Below are 17,083 nucleotides of genomic sequence, written 5' to 3'. Positions count from 1 at the left end.
GACCACGACCGCACGGCAGTCGAGGAGTGTCCGAGTGGTGGCGGTCGAGTAACCGATGTCCACCGCTGCCGCGAGCGAGTTGTCGAGCTGGTTCAGCAGTCGCTCGGCCTGGTGGGTGAGGGCCGCTTGATCCGTGCCGGACACGAACATCGGTACCAGCCGTGGCGGGTGACCTGACCGGGTGACCGGCGCGGCGCCCGGGGCTTCCTCGATGATCACGTGCGCGTTCGTCCCGGAAATACCGAAGGACGAGACCCCCGCCCGCCGCGGCCGCTCGGGGTTCTCGGGCCAGGCGACCGGCTCGGCCAACAGCGCGATCCGGCCTGCCGCCCAATCGATCCGGGTCGAGGGCACCTCGACGTGCAGCGTGCGCGGCAGGGTGGCGTGCCGCAGCGCCATGACCATCTTGATGATCCCGCCGACGCCCGCCGCCGACTGGGTGTGCCCGATATTCGATTTGAGCGAACCGAGATACAGCGGCGCACCCGCGCGATCGCGGCCGTAGGTTTCGAGCAAGGCCTGCGCCTCGATCGGATCGCCGAGCGTGGTGCCGGTGCCGTGCGCCTCGACGACATCGATGTCGGCCGTGGACAATCCGGCGTCATCGAGTGCGGCCCGGATCACCCGCTGCTGGGCGGGACCGCTCGGCGCGGTCAGCCCGCTGCTCGCACCGTCGGAGTTCACCGCGCTGCCGCGGACCACGGCGAGCACGGGGTGGCCGTTGCGCTGTGCGTCGCTGAGCCGCTCCACCACCAGGATGCCGGCGCCCTCGCCCCAGCCGGTGCCCGACGCGTCGTCGCTGAAGGAACGGCATCGGCCGTCGACGGCCAGCCCGCGCTGCGCGCTGAAGTCGAGGAACGCCTCGGGGGTCGCCATCACCGCCACCCCGCCGACCAGCGCGAGCGAGCAGTCACCGCGCCGCAGCGCCTGACTCGCCCAGTGCAGGCCGACCAACGACGAGGAACAGGCCGTATCGACGGTGACCGCAGGCCCTTCCAGGCCGAGCACGTAGGCGATTCGCCCCGAGATCAGACTGCCGCCATTGCTGCCCGCGGCGTAGTCGTGGTACATCGCGCCCGCGAACACTCCGGTCGCGCTACCGTGCAACGTCGCGGGCCCGATCCGGGCTCGCTCGAGGGCCTCCCAGGACAGTTCGAGCAGCACCCGCTGCTGCGGGTCCATCAGCCGGGCCTCGCGCGGGCTGATGTGGAAGAACTCGGCGTCGAAAGCCGCTGCGTCGCTGAGGAACCCGCCCTCGCGGACATAGGTCTTGCCCGGGACGCCCGGCTCGGGATCGTAGAGCTCGGCGACGTCCCACCCGCGATCGGCCGGGAACTCGGTGATGGCGTCGCGGCCCTGCGCGACCAGGTCCCACAGGCCATCGGGCGACCCGACCTCGCCGGGGTATCGGCAGGCCATCCCGATGATCGCGATCGGCTCGTGCGCGCGTGACTCGGCCTGCTCGGCCCGCTTGCGCGCGGTGATCAGATCCGCGGTAGCCCGTTTGAGATAGCCGAGCAGCTTCTCCTCGTTGTTCACTGCTACTCCACTCGGTTGTGCGGCGCACGCGGAGCCGAGCCGCCGCAGCGTGCTCGGCTCCGCGTGGCGGGCCGCAGTGGACGGGCCGTCCGGTCAGTCCAAGCCGACCGTGGCCAGCACGGCCCGCATCCGTCGCTCGGCCAGCTCGGGATCGGGGAACAGGCCGAGCCCGTCCGCCAGCCGATAGGCCTTGGCCAGGTGCGGCACCGAACGCGCGGCCTGCTCGCCCCAGATCATCCGGAAGTGATCCTGGTGACCGGCCAGCCAAGCCAGGAAGACGAAGCCGGTCTTGTAGAAACGGATATTCATGCCGGGGCCTTCGAACAGATGCCCGGACAGCTCGACCGTCGGGTCGAGCAGTGCGCGGAAGCCGACGGCGTCGCCGTCATCGAGCTTGCGCACGGCGTCGGCGGCGATGGCGGCCAGCGGATCCAAGACGCCGAGCAAGGCGTCGCTGTTCGTCCCACCGTCACCGGCCATGAGCTGCGGATAGCTGAAATCGTCGCCGGTGTAGCAGCGGACGCCCTTCGGGAGCCGACGCCGGAGCTCGACCTCCCGTTCGAAGGGCAACGGCGCGACCTTCACACCGTCGACCTTGTCGTGGTGCTCGGTCACGATGGCCAGGAAGTTGTCCATTGCCGTGTCCGGATCGCCGCTGCCCCAATAGCCCGCGAGTTCCGGATCCCATTCGGCGCCGACCCAGTGCAGGATCATCGGCTTCGACGCCTGGCGCAGCAGCCGCCCGTAGACGGACGCGTAATCATCCACCGAGGTCGCGGCAGCGGCGAGCTGTCTGCTCGACAGCACGATCGCCTGGGCGCCCGCCGCGTCGACCACCTCGAGCTGCTGCTCATAGGCCGCGGCGATGTCGTCCAGCGACCGGGTAGCCGGATCGATATGGTCGGTCCAGACACCGGCCACCAACCGTCCGCCGACCGCCTTGGCCTCCGCACCGGTCCGGCGAATCAGCTCGGCCGCGGTGCCCCAATCCAGGCCCATGCCGCGCTGCGCGGTATCGAGCGCTTCGGCGACGCAGAGTCCTTCCGACCACAGATGCCTGCGGAAGGCCAGGGTCGCATCCCAGTCCAGCACCGGCTGACCGAACGGCTCGTTCGCGGCGGACGGGTCGACCACCACATGCGCGGCGGCGATGAGTACGCGGCTGTGCGGCGGTCCGTCCCCGGCCACCCTGGCGCGTGGCGCCGGGTTGGGTTGGTACGCAGTCAGTTTGCCGTCGTCATCGGGCAGTTTGATCACAGCTTCACCTTCAGGATGTCGGCCGGCGTCAGGCCGGAGGCTGCATGAGTGAGACGTAGCCGGCGGTCCAGCCGCCGTCGATGGCGATTTCCGCGCCGCTGACATACGACGCCGCATCGGAGATCAGGAATGCGATCACCTCGGCGATCTCGTCCGCCTCGCCGAGCCGCGTCGACGGCGAGAGCGGAAAGTTGCCTGCTCCCGGCTGCGCGCCGAACTGTGCCGTCATCGGCGTGTAGACCATGCCGGGGTGGATCGAGTTGACCCGGATCTTTTCGCCGCCGAGCTCGACGGCGGCCATCTTGGTCAGGCCGCGAACACCCCACTTCGCGGCGCTGTACGCGCCGGTGCCCGGCATCGCGGACAGCCCACTGGCCGACGACAGGTTGACGATCGCGCCACCACCGGCCGCGCGGAAGGCCGGAATGACGGCCTTGATGCCGAGGAAGACGCTGACCAGGTTCACCTGGAACGCCTCCTCGAAGTTTTCCAGGGACTCGTGCTCGATCAGCGCGCCGAACGTTTTGCCCGCGTTGTTGACCAGGCCGTCGATCTGGCCGTACGCCGACTGGGCCGCCTCGATCACGTCGGCCCAGTCCGACTGCTTCGTCGCGTCCTGCCGGACGAACAATCCGCCGACTTCGGCGGCCACCTTCTCGCCCTCCTCCTCGAGCAGGTCCGTGACGACGACTCGCGCACCGTCCTTACTCAGCCGCCGAGCGGTCGCCGCGCCGATTCCCCGCGCACTGCCGGTGACGATTACTACCTTTTCCCGCAATCCGGTCATGAAACATCCTTAATTTGCTCGAGAACCTGCTGGAATTGTCGAGGCGGATGGCCCGACGTTAATCGATTCGACCGATACGACGTCCCCCTAAAAAGCCCCTATGCACGCCGCGACGGGCACCGCCGCGGCGCCGGATCGACGTTGATCAGCAATTTCCGCCGACACCCCGCGCCAACGATTTCCTACGCCCGCACCGCCCCCTGATCGGCGCATCTAGGGGTCGGCTACCAGTAGTGGTGACACACCGCGCCCTGGCACAATAGGTTGACATTTCTGTACGAGGCGCCGATTCCCTTTGGAACACCCGACCACCGATCGAGGTAAGTCCGGCATGGAAATAACTCCCATGACCATCTCGCACGCATATCGCATACAGCCCGATAAAGTTCCCGACCGACGCGGAGTTTTCTACGAGGCGGTCCGCGCGACGGCGCTGTCCGAGATAATCCGTTATCCATTCGAGGTGGCGCAGGTCAATTACTCGGTGTCCTGCCGCAATACCCTGCGCGGTATCCACGGCACCGCGCTACCGCCCGGCCAGGCGAAGCTGGTCACCTGTGTGCGCGGCGCGGTGCTCGACATCGTCGTCGACCTGCGCGTCGGCTCGCCCACCTTCGGCGAATTCGACACCACCTACCAGGACGAGGCCTCCGGAATCGGCGTGTACCTCGCCGACGGACTCGGCCACGCGTTCCTCGCGCTCAGCGACGACGTCTGCATGAGTTATCTGTGCTCGACCGAATACGAGCCGGGCACCATGATCGACATCGACGCGCTGGACCCCGAGCTCGGGCTGCCGTGGAACCTGACCGGGCAGCCGATCCGATCGGACAAGGACGCCGCCGCACCCACCCTGCGCGAGGCGGTCGCCACCGGACTGTTGCCGACCTACCAGCAATGCCTGGACGCCTACGCCGCGCCATTGATCCGGTAGCGGTATCACTCAGACCGCGAGCTGGCGTGCCCGCGAACGGGTCTGCTCGACCAGGCCCGCCAGCCGCACGGTGAACCGGTGATACGGCTCGGGGTCGACCTCGCCGCGCACCGCACGCGCGAAATATCGCACGGCATTGGCGAATTGGTGATCCGCAGGCAGCGTGATCTCCTCGTAGTGGTCTTGCCTGCGGACGCGAATGACCGGCTGCTGATGCTCCGGCGGGGTGAAGGCGCGGTCCAGTTGGAGCGTTCCGGCGGTGCCGAACAGTTCGTAGCCGTTGCGGTAGGCGTGTTCCATGCCGAAGGTGAGCTGCGCGGTGATCCCCGCCGGGGTGTGCAGCAGCGCGCTGCCGCCGAGCGTGACAGCCCGCGTCCGGTCGTGCCGGAACACCGCGCCCGCGACTTCCAGCTCCGCGCCGAGCAAGTGCAGCGCGGCCGCGATCGGATACACCCCGATGTCGAACAGCGCCCCGCCACCCACCTCCGGCTGATACCGGATGTCGTCGTCGGGTTTGGGTGGGATGGTGAACGCGGCCGACATACCGCGCGGCTCGCCGATCGCGCCGTCGCCGAGCAGCCTGCGGACCTCGGCATGCTGGGCATGGTGCAGAAAGGCCTGATTCTCCAGCAACACCAGGTTCGCCTTGTCCGCCAGCCGCAGCAGGTCCTCGACGCCGCGCGGGTCGGTGGTCATCGGCTTCTCCGCGAAGACATGCTTGCCCGCGGTCAGCGCGCGCTCGATCCAGCGCGCGTGCAGCAGCGCGGGCAACGGCAGGTACACCGCTTCGATGTCCGGCCGGTCCAGCAGCTCCCGGTAGCCCGTCACCGCCGCGCAACCGAACCGGTCGGCGAACCGCCCGGCCCGCTCCGCGCTCCTGCTGGCCACCGCGACCAGGCGGACGCGCGGTTCACCCAGCATCGCCGGAATGGTGCGCCGCCACGCGATGTCCGCGCAGCCGAGCACGCCGAACGTCACCGGGCGCGGGTCCGCGACGTCGGCCTCGGTCCTCACCTCGCGTCCGCCCAGCCGAGAAACTTGATGCACGCCAACAGAGTTCGCGCCTCGACGTTCAGATAGTTGCCGTACGGCAGCAGCGCGGCGAGCTGGTGCAGCGTCATCCAGATGTACTGGTCCGGCGTTTCGACCGGGAACTCGTCGCCGACCTCCACCACCATGTAGCGATTCAGGGCGTGAAAGAAGCGACCGCCCTCCTCCGACTGCATGACGTCATAGCGCACCTGCTCGGGCGGCACCGAGCGCACGTAGTCGAGGAACAGCGGGCTGAACTCCGCCGCCACATCACGGTAGTTGGCCGGCTGACACTGCAACGACGGCGCCAGCTCCGCCACGTTCAACGACCCGACATCGACCCTGGCGTGCACCAGCGCGTGCATGACGCCGTCGATCTCCTTCACCAGAAAAGCGACCAGCCCCGGCTCGCACGGCGCCACCAGCGGCTGCCGCCACGCGCCCACCTCACGGTTGCTCGCTCGGACGTCGACCGCGATCACCGCGAAATACTTCCCGGCCCGATGGGCGATCGCCGCGTCGTCGCGATACCAGTCCGCCTCGAGCACGGTCCGCATCGGCACCCGCTGCTGGACCATCTCCCGCCGGGCCCGCACATCGGTCAACCACGCGAGGACCTGCCCGTCGGTGTACCTCGACCGGCTTTCCCTGGACAGCGAGCGCCGTACCGCGCCGGCGAATCGGTCGCCGCCCGCGCCCGCGGCCTCGTCCCAGGTCGCCGTGAACGGCATGCACGCGATGACGGTGCGCGCGTCCATATTGACCAGATGCGGGTGGCGCAGCAGCCGGAAGAGCTGCCCGAGCGTCAACCAGCAGAAGTCGTCGTCCACCGGCACGTCGTCGGTCACCTCGACCACGATGTTGCGATTGCGCTTGTGCAGGAACCAGGCGGACTGCTCCGATTGCAGCGTGTCGACCAGCACCCGGTGCCGGTCGGAAATGAAGTACTCCAGATATTTGATGCGCGCGCCGTGGTGCACGCCGGTGTAATTGCTCCTGGTCGCCTGCACCGTCGGCGACAGCTGCACGGTATTGACGTTGCCGGGCTCCATTTTCGCCTGCATCAGAAAGTGCAGCACGCCGCCTATTTCTTTGGCGAGAATACCGAGCGCGCCGATCTCGGGCTGCACGATGATGGGTTGCGTCCATTCTCCGGCCCAGGTGCGGTCGGTGCGCGCCATGAGTCCCTCTATCGAGAAGAATCGCCCGCTGTCGTGCCGCAGGTTTCCGGTCACCTCGTCGAAATTCCAGCCGGTGAGGCTGCGGAATGGAATACGGTCGACCTCGAAGTCGTTGGCATCGACGCGTTGGGCGAACCATTCTTCGAACCAGCCGGCCGGTGCCGTACTGGTGGAATCGGTGAGCGCCGATCGAATGAATCGGCGCGCCGTATCGTCATCACCGCCGATCAGCGAATCGCGGTATCTCTTTGGTGCCAAAATCGCCACGGTCATCTCCTAGGCGCCGCGCCACTGATGGCGCCACCGATGACAACACGCTATCCAGGCGCGCCTTCGCGCGGCCACCCCTAACCGACCCCACCGCTGGACAGCGAACCGCCGAGCGGTCCCCCTATCTCGGGCGACGACCACCCTCGAGACCGTATTCAGCGCATCCCTTGCCGTCCGAACCGGTCGTACCGTGAGGCGACCACCGTCACGCGCGCATGCCGGAGGGGCATGACGCCGTTCGATTTCGGCGAGTGTCCGGCACAGTCGGCCTCCAGACGCGGGCGGGACCTTCGAAGGGAGCACACATGCCCACATTGTGGGGAGCGGACCACGCTCGCCGATACGAGGAAACCGACGGCCAGGTCGGCGCCGGATGGGACGACGAGCAGGCGCCCCCGACGCTGTTGCTGACCACGATCGGGCGACAGACCGGCCTGGAACGCAAGGTCGTGCTGGTCTACCAGCGGCACGGCGACGGCTATGTCGTCGTCGGGAGCCGCGACGGACAGGTCAACAACCCGGATTGGTACCACAACGTGGTCGCGAAATCCGATGTGTCGGTACAGATCATGGCCGACAAGTTCCCGGCGCAGGCCCGCGTCGTCACCGCCGAGCCCGAGCGCACCGAACTGTGGAACAAGATGCTCGAGCTCTATCCCGGCTACGACGACATCCAGGCCAGAACCGAACGCCAGATTCCGGTGGTTCTCATCGAACCGCAGTGACGCACAACCGAAACCCGAACCTCGACCCTGTCTGGAGGACAGATGAAAGCTCTAGTTGTACCGATGTTGATGAGTACCCATATGACCGAGATGGTGCCGATCTCCTGGGCGCTGCGCTCCGCCGGGTGGGACGTGCTGGTCGCCGGCGATCCCGATGTCGGCCCGACCGCGCGCGGCGCAGGCCTCAATATCGCCGAGATCGGTGAGCTGGTCGCACTGGAGGAAAAGAGCAAGCAGGGCCTGCCTGCCGAGATGTTCCCGCTGGAGGTGCTGGCCAGCCGGACCACCGAGGAGGGCCGGACCTGGTGGGGTCAGGGCTCCGCCGCGCTGGTGCCACACGCGATCGAGCACATCGAGGAGTTCCGCAAGCTCACCCTGGATTGGCAGCCGGACGTCCTGGTCTGCGATGGCATGTCGATTCTCGGCTGGCTGCTCGGGTCGGCGGTGGACGTGCCGTTCGTCCGCTATCTGACCGGGCTTGCGCCCTTCCTCGGACCGTTCTACGACTCCGCGGCGCAGCTGCTCGAGGGGACGTGTGCGAAGCTCGGCCTGCCCGGCTTGGCGACGCCGGATCTCGTCATCGACCCGGTTCCGGCCAGCCTGCAGGCCGAGGACGCACCGACCGGCATGCGCGTGCGTTACGTGCCCTACAACAACACCGGCACGCTGCCGCGCTGGGCGCGCGAGAAGTCGGACAAGCGACGGGTCTGCGTGATCTTCGGCAGCTCCACGGCGATGACCGGGCCACGCCCGGTGCTCAACGTGCTGGACGCGCTCGCCGGTGTGCCCGACGTCGAGATCACCGTGGCGTTGAGCGCGGAGAACCACGAGCTGGTCGGGCCGCTGCCCGCCGAGATCCGCACGGTGGAGCGGCTGCCGCTGAATCTGTTCATGGACTCGACCGACCTGGTGATCCATCACGGCGGCGCGGGCACCGGGCTGACCGCCACCGCCTACGGCGTGCCACAGATAGTGCTGCCGCAGTGGGGCAACAGCTTCGATTACGCGCGCAGGCTGACCGACGCGGGTGCGGGCCTCCGCTTCCAGAGCCGGGCGGAACAGGACGACATCGGCGCCCTCCGCGCGGCGATCATCCGAATCCTGGACGACCCCGGGTTCACCGAGTCCGCCGCTCGGCTGCGGACCGAGATGGAGTCGGCGCCGCCGATGCCGAGCGCGGTGGATCGAATCGCCAAATTGGCACAGGGCGAGTCGCTGGACGAATTCGCCACCAGCTGAATCAGCCTCGGGGACAAACCGATTCCCGGCCCGTCAGTCCGGGCCGGGAATCAGATCATGACGCCATCAGGACACGGGGGGAGCCTTGGTTGGCTCCGCCTGATGATCGACCGGAGTCTGCGACTCCGCCGCCGGCTCACCCGCCGGTACCACGTCACGTAGGAAGATCACCGACAAGACCGCGGCGATCAGCAGTAGGCCCGCGGCGGTCAACCCCGCCGCGAACATGCCATCACTGAAGGCATCTCGCGCCGTCCGCAACAACGCGCTCGACCCTTCGGCGGGCAACTCCTGTGCGGCCGAAACCGCGTTGCCCAGTGTTTGTTTCGCCACCGCGAGCACCGAGGGCGGCACGCCGTCGGGCTGCTGGTCGCCGAAGCTGCTGCGGTAGACCGCCGCCCCGATGCTGCCGAGCACGGCCATGCCGAGCGCGCCACCGAACTGCTGTCCGGTCTCCGAGATCGACGAGGCGGTCGCCGCCCGGTCGGCCGGAATACTGGCCAGCAGCAGGTCGCCGACCAGGGCCAGCAACATGATGACGCCGGTCGAGGAGATGAACGCGCAGGTCAGGATGTACCAGAGGTGCGTGTCCTGGGTTGCCTGAGCCTGACCCGTGTATCCGGCGGCGGCGATGACGAACGCGACGGCGATCGCGTGCGAACGCTTCATCCGCATGCCGAGGATCGCGGCGACCGGCCCGGCGACACCGACCGCCAGGGACGGGATCAGCGACCACAATGCGGCGCTGAGCGCGCTCAGCCCGAGCACCGACTGCAGGAATTGCGTGGTGAACAGGACGAATCCGATGAGTACGAACATCACCATCGAGTTGATGGTGATCGCGCTGCTGAACCCGCGATCGCGGAACAGATGCAGATCGATCATCGGGTTGCTGATCGCGGCCTGACGCCACACGAAGACGATGCCGACCAGCAGACCGACCACGACGAACAGAATCGGGCCGATGCTGAATCCGTCGGCGGCGGCCTTCTGGATCCCATAGATGACGGGCAACACCGCCGCCAGCGACAGGAACGAGCTGACCACGTCGAAGCGGTTGGGATTGGGGTCTTTGAACTCCGGCACCAGCAGTGGCGCGATGATCACCAACAGCACGACCGCAGGCACGTTGATCAGGAAGACCGAGCCCCACCAGAAGTGGTTGAGCAGCGCCCCGCTCACCACCGGGCCGATCGACACGCCGAGGCTGAGCATGCTCATCCAGATCGTGATCGCGGTGATGCGCTGTTTGGCGTTCTTGAACATGTTCCGGACCAGGGCCAGCGTCGAGGGCATCAGCGTGGCACCGCCGATGCCGAGCAACGCCCGGGCGCCGATCAGCGCCTCCGGACTCGTCGAGTAGGCCGCGACGACCGAGGCCACGCCGAAGGCGATCGTGCCGATGATCAGCAACCGTCGTCGGCCGATGCGATCCGAGATCGAGCCCATGGTGATGAGCAGGCCGGCCAGCACGAAGCCGTAGATATCGAAGATCCACAGCTGCTGCGAGGCCGAGGGGAGTAGTTCCCGGCTGATGAACGGCACCGCGAAATACAGCACCGAGGTGTCCATCGAGACCAGCAATAGCGGCAGCATGAGCACGGCTAGCGCGATCCACTCGCGCCGACCGGCGAGTGGGCCGTCCTCTTCCACGGTGGCAGCCTCGGGCGCGGGCGTTCGGGCCTTGGCGTTGGGTTGGTCGTGCATGGTGAAACTCCCCATCCAGAGAAGGTCAGGCTGGTTTTCGACCCGCCGGTGAATCCGCGATGCGATCCCCGAACGCACCTATTGCGGCACTGGTGAAAATTATCATACATACGTATGTCTGTCATCTATACGTACGTATGTGTAGATCACTCGATCGCTTCCCGCCGACGGGCAAAACTCTCAATACCGCCAGGTAGCAGGCCCATTCGGCCGCCTCCCCCTATCAAGCCCCCTATCGTCGGCGATCGTCACGTGACACGAGTTCACAGGTCACCTAGGGGGCCGCCGCTCTAGTGATGGCCTCCCCCACAGGGTTTCAATGAGGGCGCAACATCACCGACGTTCGGGACGCGACCGGAAGGACACCTCTCAGATGACCGAGTTGGCCGGAACCGACAGTGCGACAAGCGATCTGCCGTCCTTCCCGATGCCGCGCAGGTGCCCGCTGCAGCCGCCGGAACAATACTCGAGCTTGCGCGACAGCGCGCCGATCAGCCAGGTCTTGAACGACGTGACCGGTAAACCCGCCTGGGTGATCGCCAGGCACGAGCACGTCCGTCAGGCCCTCAACTCGCCGATGCTGAGCTCGAGCTGGAAAGACCCCGGATACCCGCTGCAGGTGCAGTTGCCCGAGGAGTTCCTGCAGCACTACGAGCTGCCGCTCATCGCAATGGACCCGCCCGAACATACGGTGCGGCGCCGACTGATCATCCCGGAACTCACCGCCAAGCGGATGCAGGGCCTACGCCCGCGCATCCAGCAGGTGGTCGACGAGTGTATCGATGCGATGCTGCGGCAGGGCGGCCCGGTCGATCTGGTGCAGACCCTGGCCGCCCCGGTGCCGGGCACCGTGTTCGCCGAACTCGTCGGCGCCTCGGACGAGGACGCGGCCTTCTTCAAACGTCACGCCGAGGTCACCATGACCCGCGGCGTCAGCGGCGAGACGCTCGGCGCCCTGCAGGCGGAGATGGAGTCGCGGTTGGACCAGGTGGTCACCGCGAAAGAGCGGACGCCGACCGACGACCTGCTCAGCCGGATCATCGAACGCAACCGGCGCGACGGCGCGCTGCGGCACGACAACATCGTCGCGGTCGCCAGGACCCTGATGTTCGGCGGGTTCGACACCGTGGCCAACCTGATCTCGCTCGGCACCGTGACCCTGCTCCGCCACCCCGACCAGCTGGCGCAACTGGCCGGCGACGAGTCACTGACGGCGAAGGCGATCGGTGAGCTGCTGCGCTTCCTGAGCATCAACGACTCCTCCAGCAGGCGCGTGGCGATCGACGATGTCGAGATCGGCGGTGTGCGTATCCGCAAGGGCGAGGGCGTCATTCTGCTCTTCGGCTCGGCCAACCGGGACGAGTCGGTGTTCGCCGAGCCGGACCGCTTCGATATCCACCGGGACACCCGCAACCACGTCGCGCTCGGTGGCGGCATCCATCAGTGTCCCGGCGGCAGCCTGGTGAAGGTCGAGCTCGAGGTCGTGCTCAACACCCTGTTACGGCGGATTCCCGGCCTGCGTCTCGCGGTCCCGTTCGAGGAATTGCCGTTCCGCGACGACACGCTGCTGTACGGCCTGTACGAACTGCCGGTCACCTGGTGAGCGCCGGACCGAGCCGGGTCGTCGTGCAGCGCGACCGGTGCGCGGGCACCGGAAACTGTGTGTTCGCGGCACCCGAGGTCTTCGACCAGCACCCGGACGACGGCCGCGTCGTGCTGCTCGACCCGGATCCGCCGCGTCGGCTGGACCCCGCGCTGCAGGAAGCGATCGACGTGTGCCCGGTTCAGGCCATCACCCTCGCGCGAACCTGACCGATCCGGCCCCGAATAGACGACACGAGCGGCGCGGACGCCGCGCCGGAAAGGAGTGCTGAGGATGACCAGAGCAGCGATTCTGGGCGGCGGACTCGCCGGAATGCTCACTGCGGCAGCCCTGTCCGACCACGTCGACGAGATCGTCGTGCTCGAGGAGGATCGGTACCCGCAGTCGCCGGCGCCGCGGAAGGGCCTGCCCCAGGGCAACCACAGTCATATGCTGATGGGCGGCGGCGCGCTGGCGCTGGAAGGCCTGCTCCCCGGCACGCTCGACCGCCTGTATCTCGAAGGCGCACAACGGCGCGGCATGCCCGCGGGCATGCTCACGCTGTCCGCCGCGGGCTGGCATCAGCGACACGACGGTCAAGCCTTCGTCATCGCGTGCGGCCGCCACCTGCTCGATCATGTTGTGCGACAGCAGGTTCTGCTGAATCCGAAGGTCACCGTCCGGCAGTCGGCCAAGGTGGCCGGGCTGCTCGGGTCGGCGCAGCGGGTCACCGGCGTGCGAGTGACGGACGCGGACCTGTCGGACGGTGTGCTCGACGCCGATCTCGTCATCGATGCCACCGGGCGCCGTTCCAAGGCCACCGAGTGGCTGGCCGAATTGGGTCTGTCGCTGGAAGAAGACTTCGTCGACCCCGGAATGACCTACGCGACAAGGCTTTACGAGGCCCCGCCCGACGCGGACGACGACTTCCCCGCCGTGCTGATCCAGCCTGCGGCAGGTACCGGTCGGCCAGGGCAGGGCGGCACGCTCTTCGTCATCGAGGGGCGGCAGTGGATCGTCACCATGTGCGGCACCCGCGGCGGCGAGCCGCCGACCGATGCGGCCGGATATCAGGAATTCGCTGCGGGACTGGCGAATTCGGTGACCGCGGAGCTGATATCGCTGGCGACGCCGATCAGCGAGATCCGGCCACACCGCGGCACCGCGAATCGGCGGCGCTACTTCGAGCGACTGCCGGTGCCCGCCGGTTTCGTCGCCGTCGGCGATGCGGTCGCCGCGATGAATCCCGTGTACGCCCACGGGATGTCGGTCGCCGCGCTCGGTGCGGCCGCGCTCGGCCGTGACGTCGAACGGCTCGGCCTCGCGCCGGAGCTGGCGGCCACCGCGCAGGCGAGCATCGCCGCGGTGACCGACGGGCCGTGGGGCATGGCCAGCGGCCAAGACCTGGCCTTTCCCGGCGTCCGGACGAACGTCGCACCGCAGCCGCCGGACCCGCAGGTGGTGGCTTTCCACCAGAATATGGGTCGGCTGCTGCTCACCGAACCCGAGGTGGCCAACGCGATGTTCGGCATGTACACCCTCGCCGTCCCGGCCGAGCAGATGATCACGCCCGCCGTGCAGGAGGTCCTGTCGCGCGACCCGAGTCGTCCGCCGCTCGACGCCGCCGAGGCGATCGGCCAGTTCCCCGCGGTCGGCGCGCTGCTCGGCAGGCACTCGGGTGCCATCGATGACGACCTCGTCGTCGGCTGACGCGACGTGATGTCCGCTGATCGCGTCGTCAAGGGCACCGTGCCATTCGGCGAGCACCGGACCTGGTTTCGGGTGACCGGCGACCTGAGCTCCGGTGTCGCACCGGTCGTCGTCGTGCACGGCGGACCGGGCAGCACCCACGACTACCTGCTGAACCTGACCGGCCTGGCGTCCGGCGGCAGGCCGGTCGTGCACTACGACCAACTCGGCAACGGAGGTTCGAGCCACCTGCCCGACCGCGCGGCCAGTTTCTGGACCGTGGAACTGTTCGCCGACGAGCTGTCCAACCTGCTGGATCGGCTCGGCCTCGCCGACGGCTATGTGCTGTTCGGCCACTCCTGGGGCGGCATGCTCGGCGCGTATCACGCCGCGACCCGGCCTGCCGGGTTACACGGGTTGATCGTCGCCAATTCCCCTGCGTCATACCGACTGTGGCGCGCGGAGATGGACCGGCTGCGGGCCGAGCTGCCGCGCGAGGTGAACGACGTGCTGCTCCGCAACGAGGCCGCGGGCACCACCGACACCGCCGAGTACCACGAGGCGATGCGGGTCTTCTACCGCAAGCACGTGTGCCGCCTCGACCCGTGGCCGCGGGACTATCTCGCCTCGTTCTACGAGATCTACAACGATCCCACCGTCTACTACACCATGAACGGCCCCGCCGAATTCCATGTCATCGGCACGCTCCGGGACTGGTCCGTCGAGCCGCTGCTGCCGGATATCACGGCGCCGACCCTGGTGCTGTCCGGCAGGCACGACGAGGCCACGCCCGCCACGGTGGCGCCCTACTTGGCGCTGATCCCGGACGCCCGCTGGGAGGTGTTCGAAAAGTCCAGTCACCTACCGCATCTGGAGGAGCCGGAGCGCTTCACCGAGGCGGTATCCGCCTTTCTCGCGGCGGCGACCCAGCGCAGCCTGCCTCGAGTACCGACAACGTTATGGGAGAACCGATGAGCACACGCCCGCCGATCATGGTCGATACCTTGCACCCGCGACTGCTGGTCGACTGCTTCGACGACTGTTTCCGGCTGTACGACAACATCCTGGGGGTGCTTGCGGACGCGAAGCTCTCGGAGGGGAGCGCGGCAGGCCCGTACGCCCGGTGGAACAGCAGCGACGGCAAGCCTGTTCTCGCGCTGCTGGACAACGCCGAGATGACGGCGATGACCGGGGGTGCGACCACCGGAACCCCGGTCGACCGAGCCGCCCTGGTCTTCCGGCTCGCCGATGTCGATGCGGCACAGCAGCTTTGCGAGCGGCACGGCGCGACGGTGGTGAGTCCGGCCGCCGATCGACCCGAATGGGGACCGGAGATCCGCATCGCTTACCTACGGGATCCGGCAGGCACGCTGATCGAACTGCAGGCTTCCCCCGATTGATCGCAGTAGCGACGCCCGTGGCGCCTAATCGACCTCGGCCGGACGTGTTGTCGGATCCTCGGCGACGATCCGGACGATCGAGCGCAGCGCCAGGGTGAGGTCGCGGCCGGTCGGCGCCCGCTGGGGGTCGACCAGCCATTGCGTGATGACTCCGGTGAGCAGCGCCTGGAGCAGCGAGCCCAGCGCGCGCGAGGTCTCCTCATCGGGTGCGCCCGCCCAGAACCCGCCCAAGCCCTGGCGCGCTTCTTCCATCGCGTCCGACAGCCGGGCCCGCAGATCGTCGACCCGGTCGATCTGCGTGAAGACCTCGAAGGTCACGGCCCACAGTGCTCGATGCGCCGAGAACCGGGTGATGACTTCGTCCCAGAAATTCTGGAACTGCTCCAGCGGTGCCGCTTTGTCCACGGCCGAGCTGGAAAGCGCGGCGGCGACCTCGTCGCCCCACTCCCGGGTCGCCTCGATCAGCGCCACACTCAGCAGCGCCTCTTTCGAGCCGTAGTGGTATCCAATAGAGGCCAGATTTGTTCCCGAGGCCGCGACAATGTCACGGGCACTCGTGCGCGCATAGCCTTTCTCGATCAGGCAGCGCTTTGCGCCCTCGAGGAGGTCTTCACGGTGTCCCACGCTCGCAAGGCTACCGTAAAAAATGATCTCGACTGATGGTCGGCCGACCGGTGAACACCCCACTGGATTTCCGGGCGACAGCGGATCCATAGGGGCCCGCTAGGGGTGTCGGGTTTATTGCGGCAAATCAAGACTCGACACATGAACATAAAGGACCGCCCGCTTGCCGCCGCGCTGTTCCCCGGCATGGGTCCTGGGCGTTTCGCGGATGTCGGCCGGTTCATGGTCGCCAATCCCTATGCCCGCACACTGGTCGCCGCCGCGGACGCCAGGCTCGGTTGGTCGCTGGTCGACCGCTATCGCGGCGCCGACGGCGACTACAGCCATCCCGCGCAGATCGCCTTCCTGGTGAACTGCCTCGCCCTGGCCGAATGGGGGACCGCCGAACTCGGCCTGCACTCCGTCGTGTGCACCGGGCCGAGCTTCGGGCTGAAGGCGGCGGCCGTCCACGCAGGCGCACTGTCGTTTTCGGACGCGGTCTGGCTCACCGCGGAGTACGCCCGATGCACCGACGAGTACTTCGCGATGAACCACCGCAGTCTGGTGACACAGTCGTTCGTCCGCATGCCTGCCGAGCTGCTCCAGCCGATGCTCGCCGAGCTGGACGAGGCGCGGCAGTGGTATCAGATCTCCTGCGTCGTCGACGACGATCTCGCGATGATCACCCTCGACGCCGGGCGACTCGACTGGCTGCGCGAGCGGATCCGCAAGGTGGGCGGGTTGCCGCTGTACGCGATGGCGCCGCCGCTGCACTGCGGCATCTTCGGCGAACTCGCCGAGCGCATCGCCGACGAAGTGCTCGACCGGGTCGAGTTCGCCGATCCGGCCGTGCCGATCGTCGCCGATCAGGACGGCACCCTGGTCGAGACCGCGGCCGGTGTTCGCGAACTGCTGTTGCGGGGAGTCACCCGCCCGGTGCACTGGCCATCAGTGGTCGCCGCGCTGCGCGCGCTCGACGTCGGCGTGCTGCACGTCTTCGGTCCGGACACGCTGTTCAGCCGGGTCGGGTGCACAACGCGCAACCTCGACGTGGTGCCGGTGAATCCTCGGCTCGCCATGCGACCCCGACCGCGAACGGCCAACCCCGCGAGCGCAATCGACGCGGCACACGGCTAGC

Annotated in this window: 15 protein-coding genes and 1 pseudogene; 9 read left to right on the top strand and 7 right to left on the bottom strand. The window is 67.8% G+C overall.

The genetic code is table 11. From position 1 onward, the window contains the following. Positions 1 to 15: 15 nt before the first annotated feature. From ACIBK2_RS38115 to ACIBK2_RS38105, 3 genes and pseudogenes are all read right to left on the bottom strand, one after another. Positions 16 to 1,521 (bottom strand): annotated as a pseudogene (locus ACIBK2_RS38115) (type I polyketide synthase); the annotation flags it as partial. A gap of 111 nt (positions 1,522 to 1,632) precedes the next feature. After that, positions 1,633 to 2,796: a dihydrodipicolinate synthase family protein gene (locus ACIBK2_RS38110; RefSeq protein ID WP_396974795.1), complete on the bottom strand. Its 1,164-nt coding sequence runs from the start codon at positions 2,794 to 2,796 to the stop codon at positions 1,633 to 1,635. A gap of 28 nt (positions 2,797 to 2,824) precedes the next feature. After that, complete coding sequence (locus tag ACIBK2_RS38105) at positions 2,825 to 3,583, bottom strand: glucose 1-dehydrogenase (protein WP_396974793.1); 759 nt, start codon at positions 3,581 to 3,583, stop codon at positions 2,825 to 2,827. A gap of 346 nt (positions 3,584 to 3,929) precedes the next feature. On the opposite strand from ACIBK2_RS38105, the gene ACIBK2_RS38100 reads away from it, so the two are divergent. Further along, positions 3,930 to 4,517 carry a dTDP-4-dehydrorhamnose 3,5-epimerase family protein gene (locus tag ACIBK2_RS38100; RefSeq protein WP_396974791.1) on the top strand — a complete coding sequence of 196 codons (588 nt, stop codon included), beginning with the start codon at positions 3,930 to 3,932 and terminating at the stop codon, positions 4,515 to 4,517. 9 nt (positions 4,518 to 4,526) lie between these two features. Here ACIBK2_RS38100 and ACIBK2_RS38095 read toward each other — a convergent pair whose 3' ends face one another. Together ACIBK2_RS38095 and ACIBK2_RS38090 are read right to left on the bottom strand one after the other, a co-directional pair. Continuing rightward, entirely contained in the window at positions 4,527 to 5,531 is a 1,005-nt protein-coding gene (locus ACIBK2_RS38095) for a Gfo/Idh/MocA family protein (protein ID WP_396974789.1), read from the bottom strand. Beyond that, entirely contained in the window at positions 5,528 to 6,988 is a 1,461-nt protein-coding gene (locus ACIBK2_RS38090) for an NDP-hexose 2,3-dehydratase family protein (RefSeq protein WP_396974787.1), read from the bottom strand. The genes ACIBK2_RS38095 and ACIBK2_RS38090 overlap by 4 nt, the downstream gene beginning before the upstream one ends. 317 nt (positions 6,989 to 7,305) lie before the next feature. On the opposite strand from ACIBK2_RS38090, the gene ACIBK2_RS38085 reads away from it, so the two are divergent. After that, positions 7,306 to 7,725: a nitroreductase family deazaflavin-dependent oxidoreductase gene (locus ACIBK2_RS38085; RefSeq protein WP_396974785.1), complete on the top strand. Its 420-nt coding sequence runs from the start codon at positions 7,306 to 7,308 to the stop codon at positions 7,723 to 7,725. Positions 7,726 to 7,806: 81 nt separating this feature from the next. Continuing rightward, positions 7,807 to 8,964 carry a nucleotide disphospho-sugar-binding domain-containing protein gene (locus tag ACIBK2_RS38080; protein ID WP_396974783.1) on the top strand — a complete coding sequence of 386 codons (1,158 nt, stop codon included), beginning with the start codon at positions 7,807 to 7,809 and terminating at the stop codon, positions 8,962 to 8,964. Positions 8,965 to 9,030: 66 nt separating this feature from the next. Here ACIBK2_RS38080 and ACIBK2_RS38075 read toward each other — a convergent pair whose 3' ends face one another. Then, complete coding sequence (locus ACIBK2_RS38075; protein ID WP_396974782.1) at positions 9,031 to 10,671, bottom strand: MFS transporter; 1,641 nt, start codon at positions 10,669 to 10,671, stop codon at positions 9,031 to 9,033. Positions 10,672 to 11,044: 373 nt separating this feature from the next. On the opposite strand from ACIBK2_RS38075, the gene ACIBK2_RS38070 reads away from it, so the two are divergent. The 5 genes from ACIBK2_RS38070 to ACIBK2_RS38050 all read left to right on the top strand — a co-directional run bounded on the left by ACIBK2_RS38070 (position 11,045) and on the right by ACIBK2_RS38050 (position 15,342). After that, positions 11,045 to 12,274: a cytochrome P450 gene (locus tag ACIBK2_RS38070; RefSeq protein WP_396974780.1), complete on the top strand. Its 1,230-nt coding sequence runs from the start codon at positions 11,045 to 11,047 to the stop codon at positions 12,272 to 12,274. Then, entirely contained in the window at positions 12,271 to 12,483 is a 213-nt protein-coding gene (locus ACIBK2_RS38065; protein ID WP_396974778.1) for a ferredoxin, read from the top strand. Before ACIBK2_RS38070 ends, ACIBK2_RS38065 begins: the two co-directional genes overlap by 4 nt. A 64-nt stretch (positions 12,484 to 12,547) precedes the next feature. Further along, positions 12,548 to 13,963, top strand: a complete 1,416-nt coding sequence (locus ACIBK2_RS38060) for an FAD-dependent monooxygenase (protein ID WP_396974777.1) — start codon at positions 12,548 to 12,550, stop codon at positions 13,961 to 13,963. A gap of 9 nt (positions 13,964 to 13,972) precedes the next feature. After that, entirely contained in the window at positions 13,973 to 14,917 is a 945-nt protein-coding gene (locus tag ACIBK2_RS38055) for a proline iminopeptidase-family hydrolase (RefSeq protein WP_396974775.1), read from the top strand. Beyond that, positions 14,914 to 15,342, top strand: coding sequence for a VOC family protein (locus ACIBK2_RS38050; RefSeq protein WP_396974773.1), 429 nt, complete (start codon positions 14,914 to 14,916; stop codon positions 15,340 to 15,342). The genes ACIBK2_RS38055 and ACIBK2_RS38050 overlap by 4 nt, the downstream gene beginning before the upstream one ends. Positions 15,343 to 15,366: 24 nt before the next feature. Here the strand turns inward: ACIBK2_RS38050 and ACIBK2_RS38045 are convergent, their stop codons facing one another. Then, positions 15,367 to 16,056: a TetR/AcrR family transcriptional regulator gene (locus tag ACIBK2_RS38045; RefSeq protein WP_396974771.1), complete on the bottom strand. Its 690-nt coding sequence runs from the start codon at positions 16,054 to 16,056 to the stop codon at positions 15,367 to 15,369. A 51-nt stretch (positions 16,057 to 16,107) separates the two neighbouring features. Between ACIBK2_RS38045 and ACIBK2_RS38040 the strand changes: the two genes are divergently transcribed. Further along, a complete protein-coding gene (locus ACIBK2_RS38040; RefSeq protein WP_396974769.1) occupies positions 16,108 to 17,082 on the top strand; it encodes an ACP S-malonyltransferase in 975 nt (324 codons plus the stop codon). Position 17,083: the final 1 nt, after the last annotated feature.

Origin of the sequence: Nocardia sp. NPDC050175, assembly GCF_044459885.1 — a bacterium.
Lineage (GTDB): Bacteria > Actinomycetota > Actinomycetes > Mycobacteriales > Mycobacteriaceae > Nocardia.
This window is presented reverse-complemented; position numbering and strand designations above follow the sequence as displayed.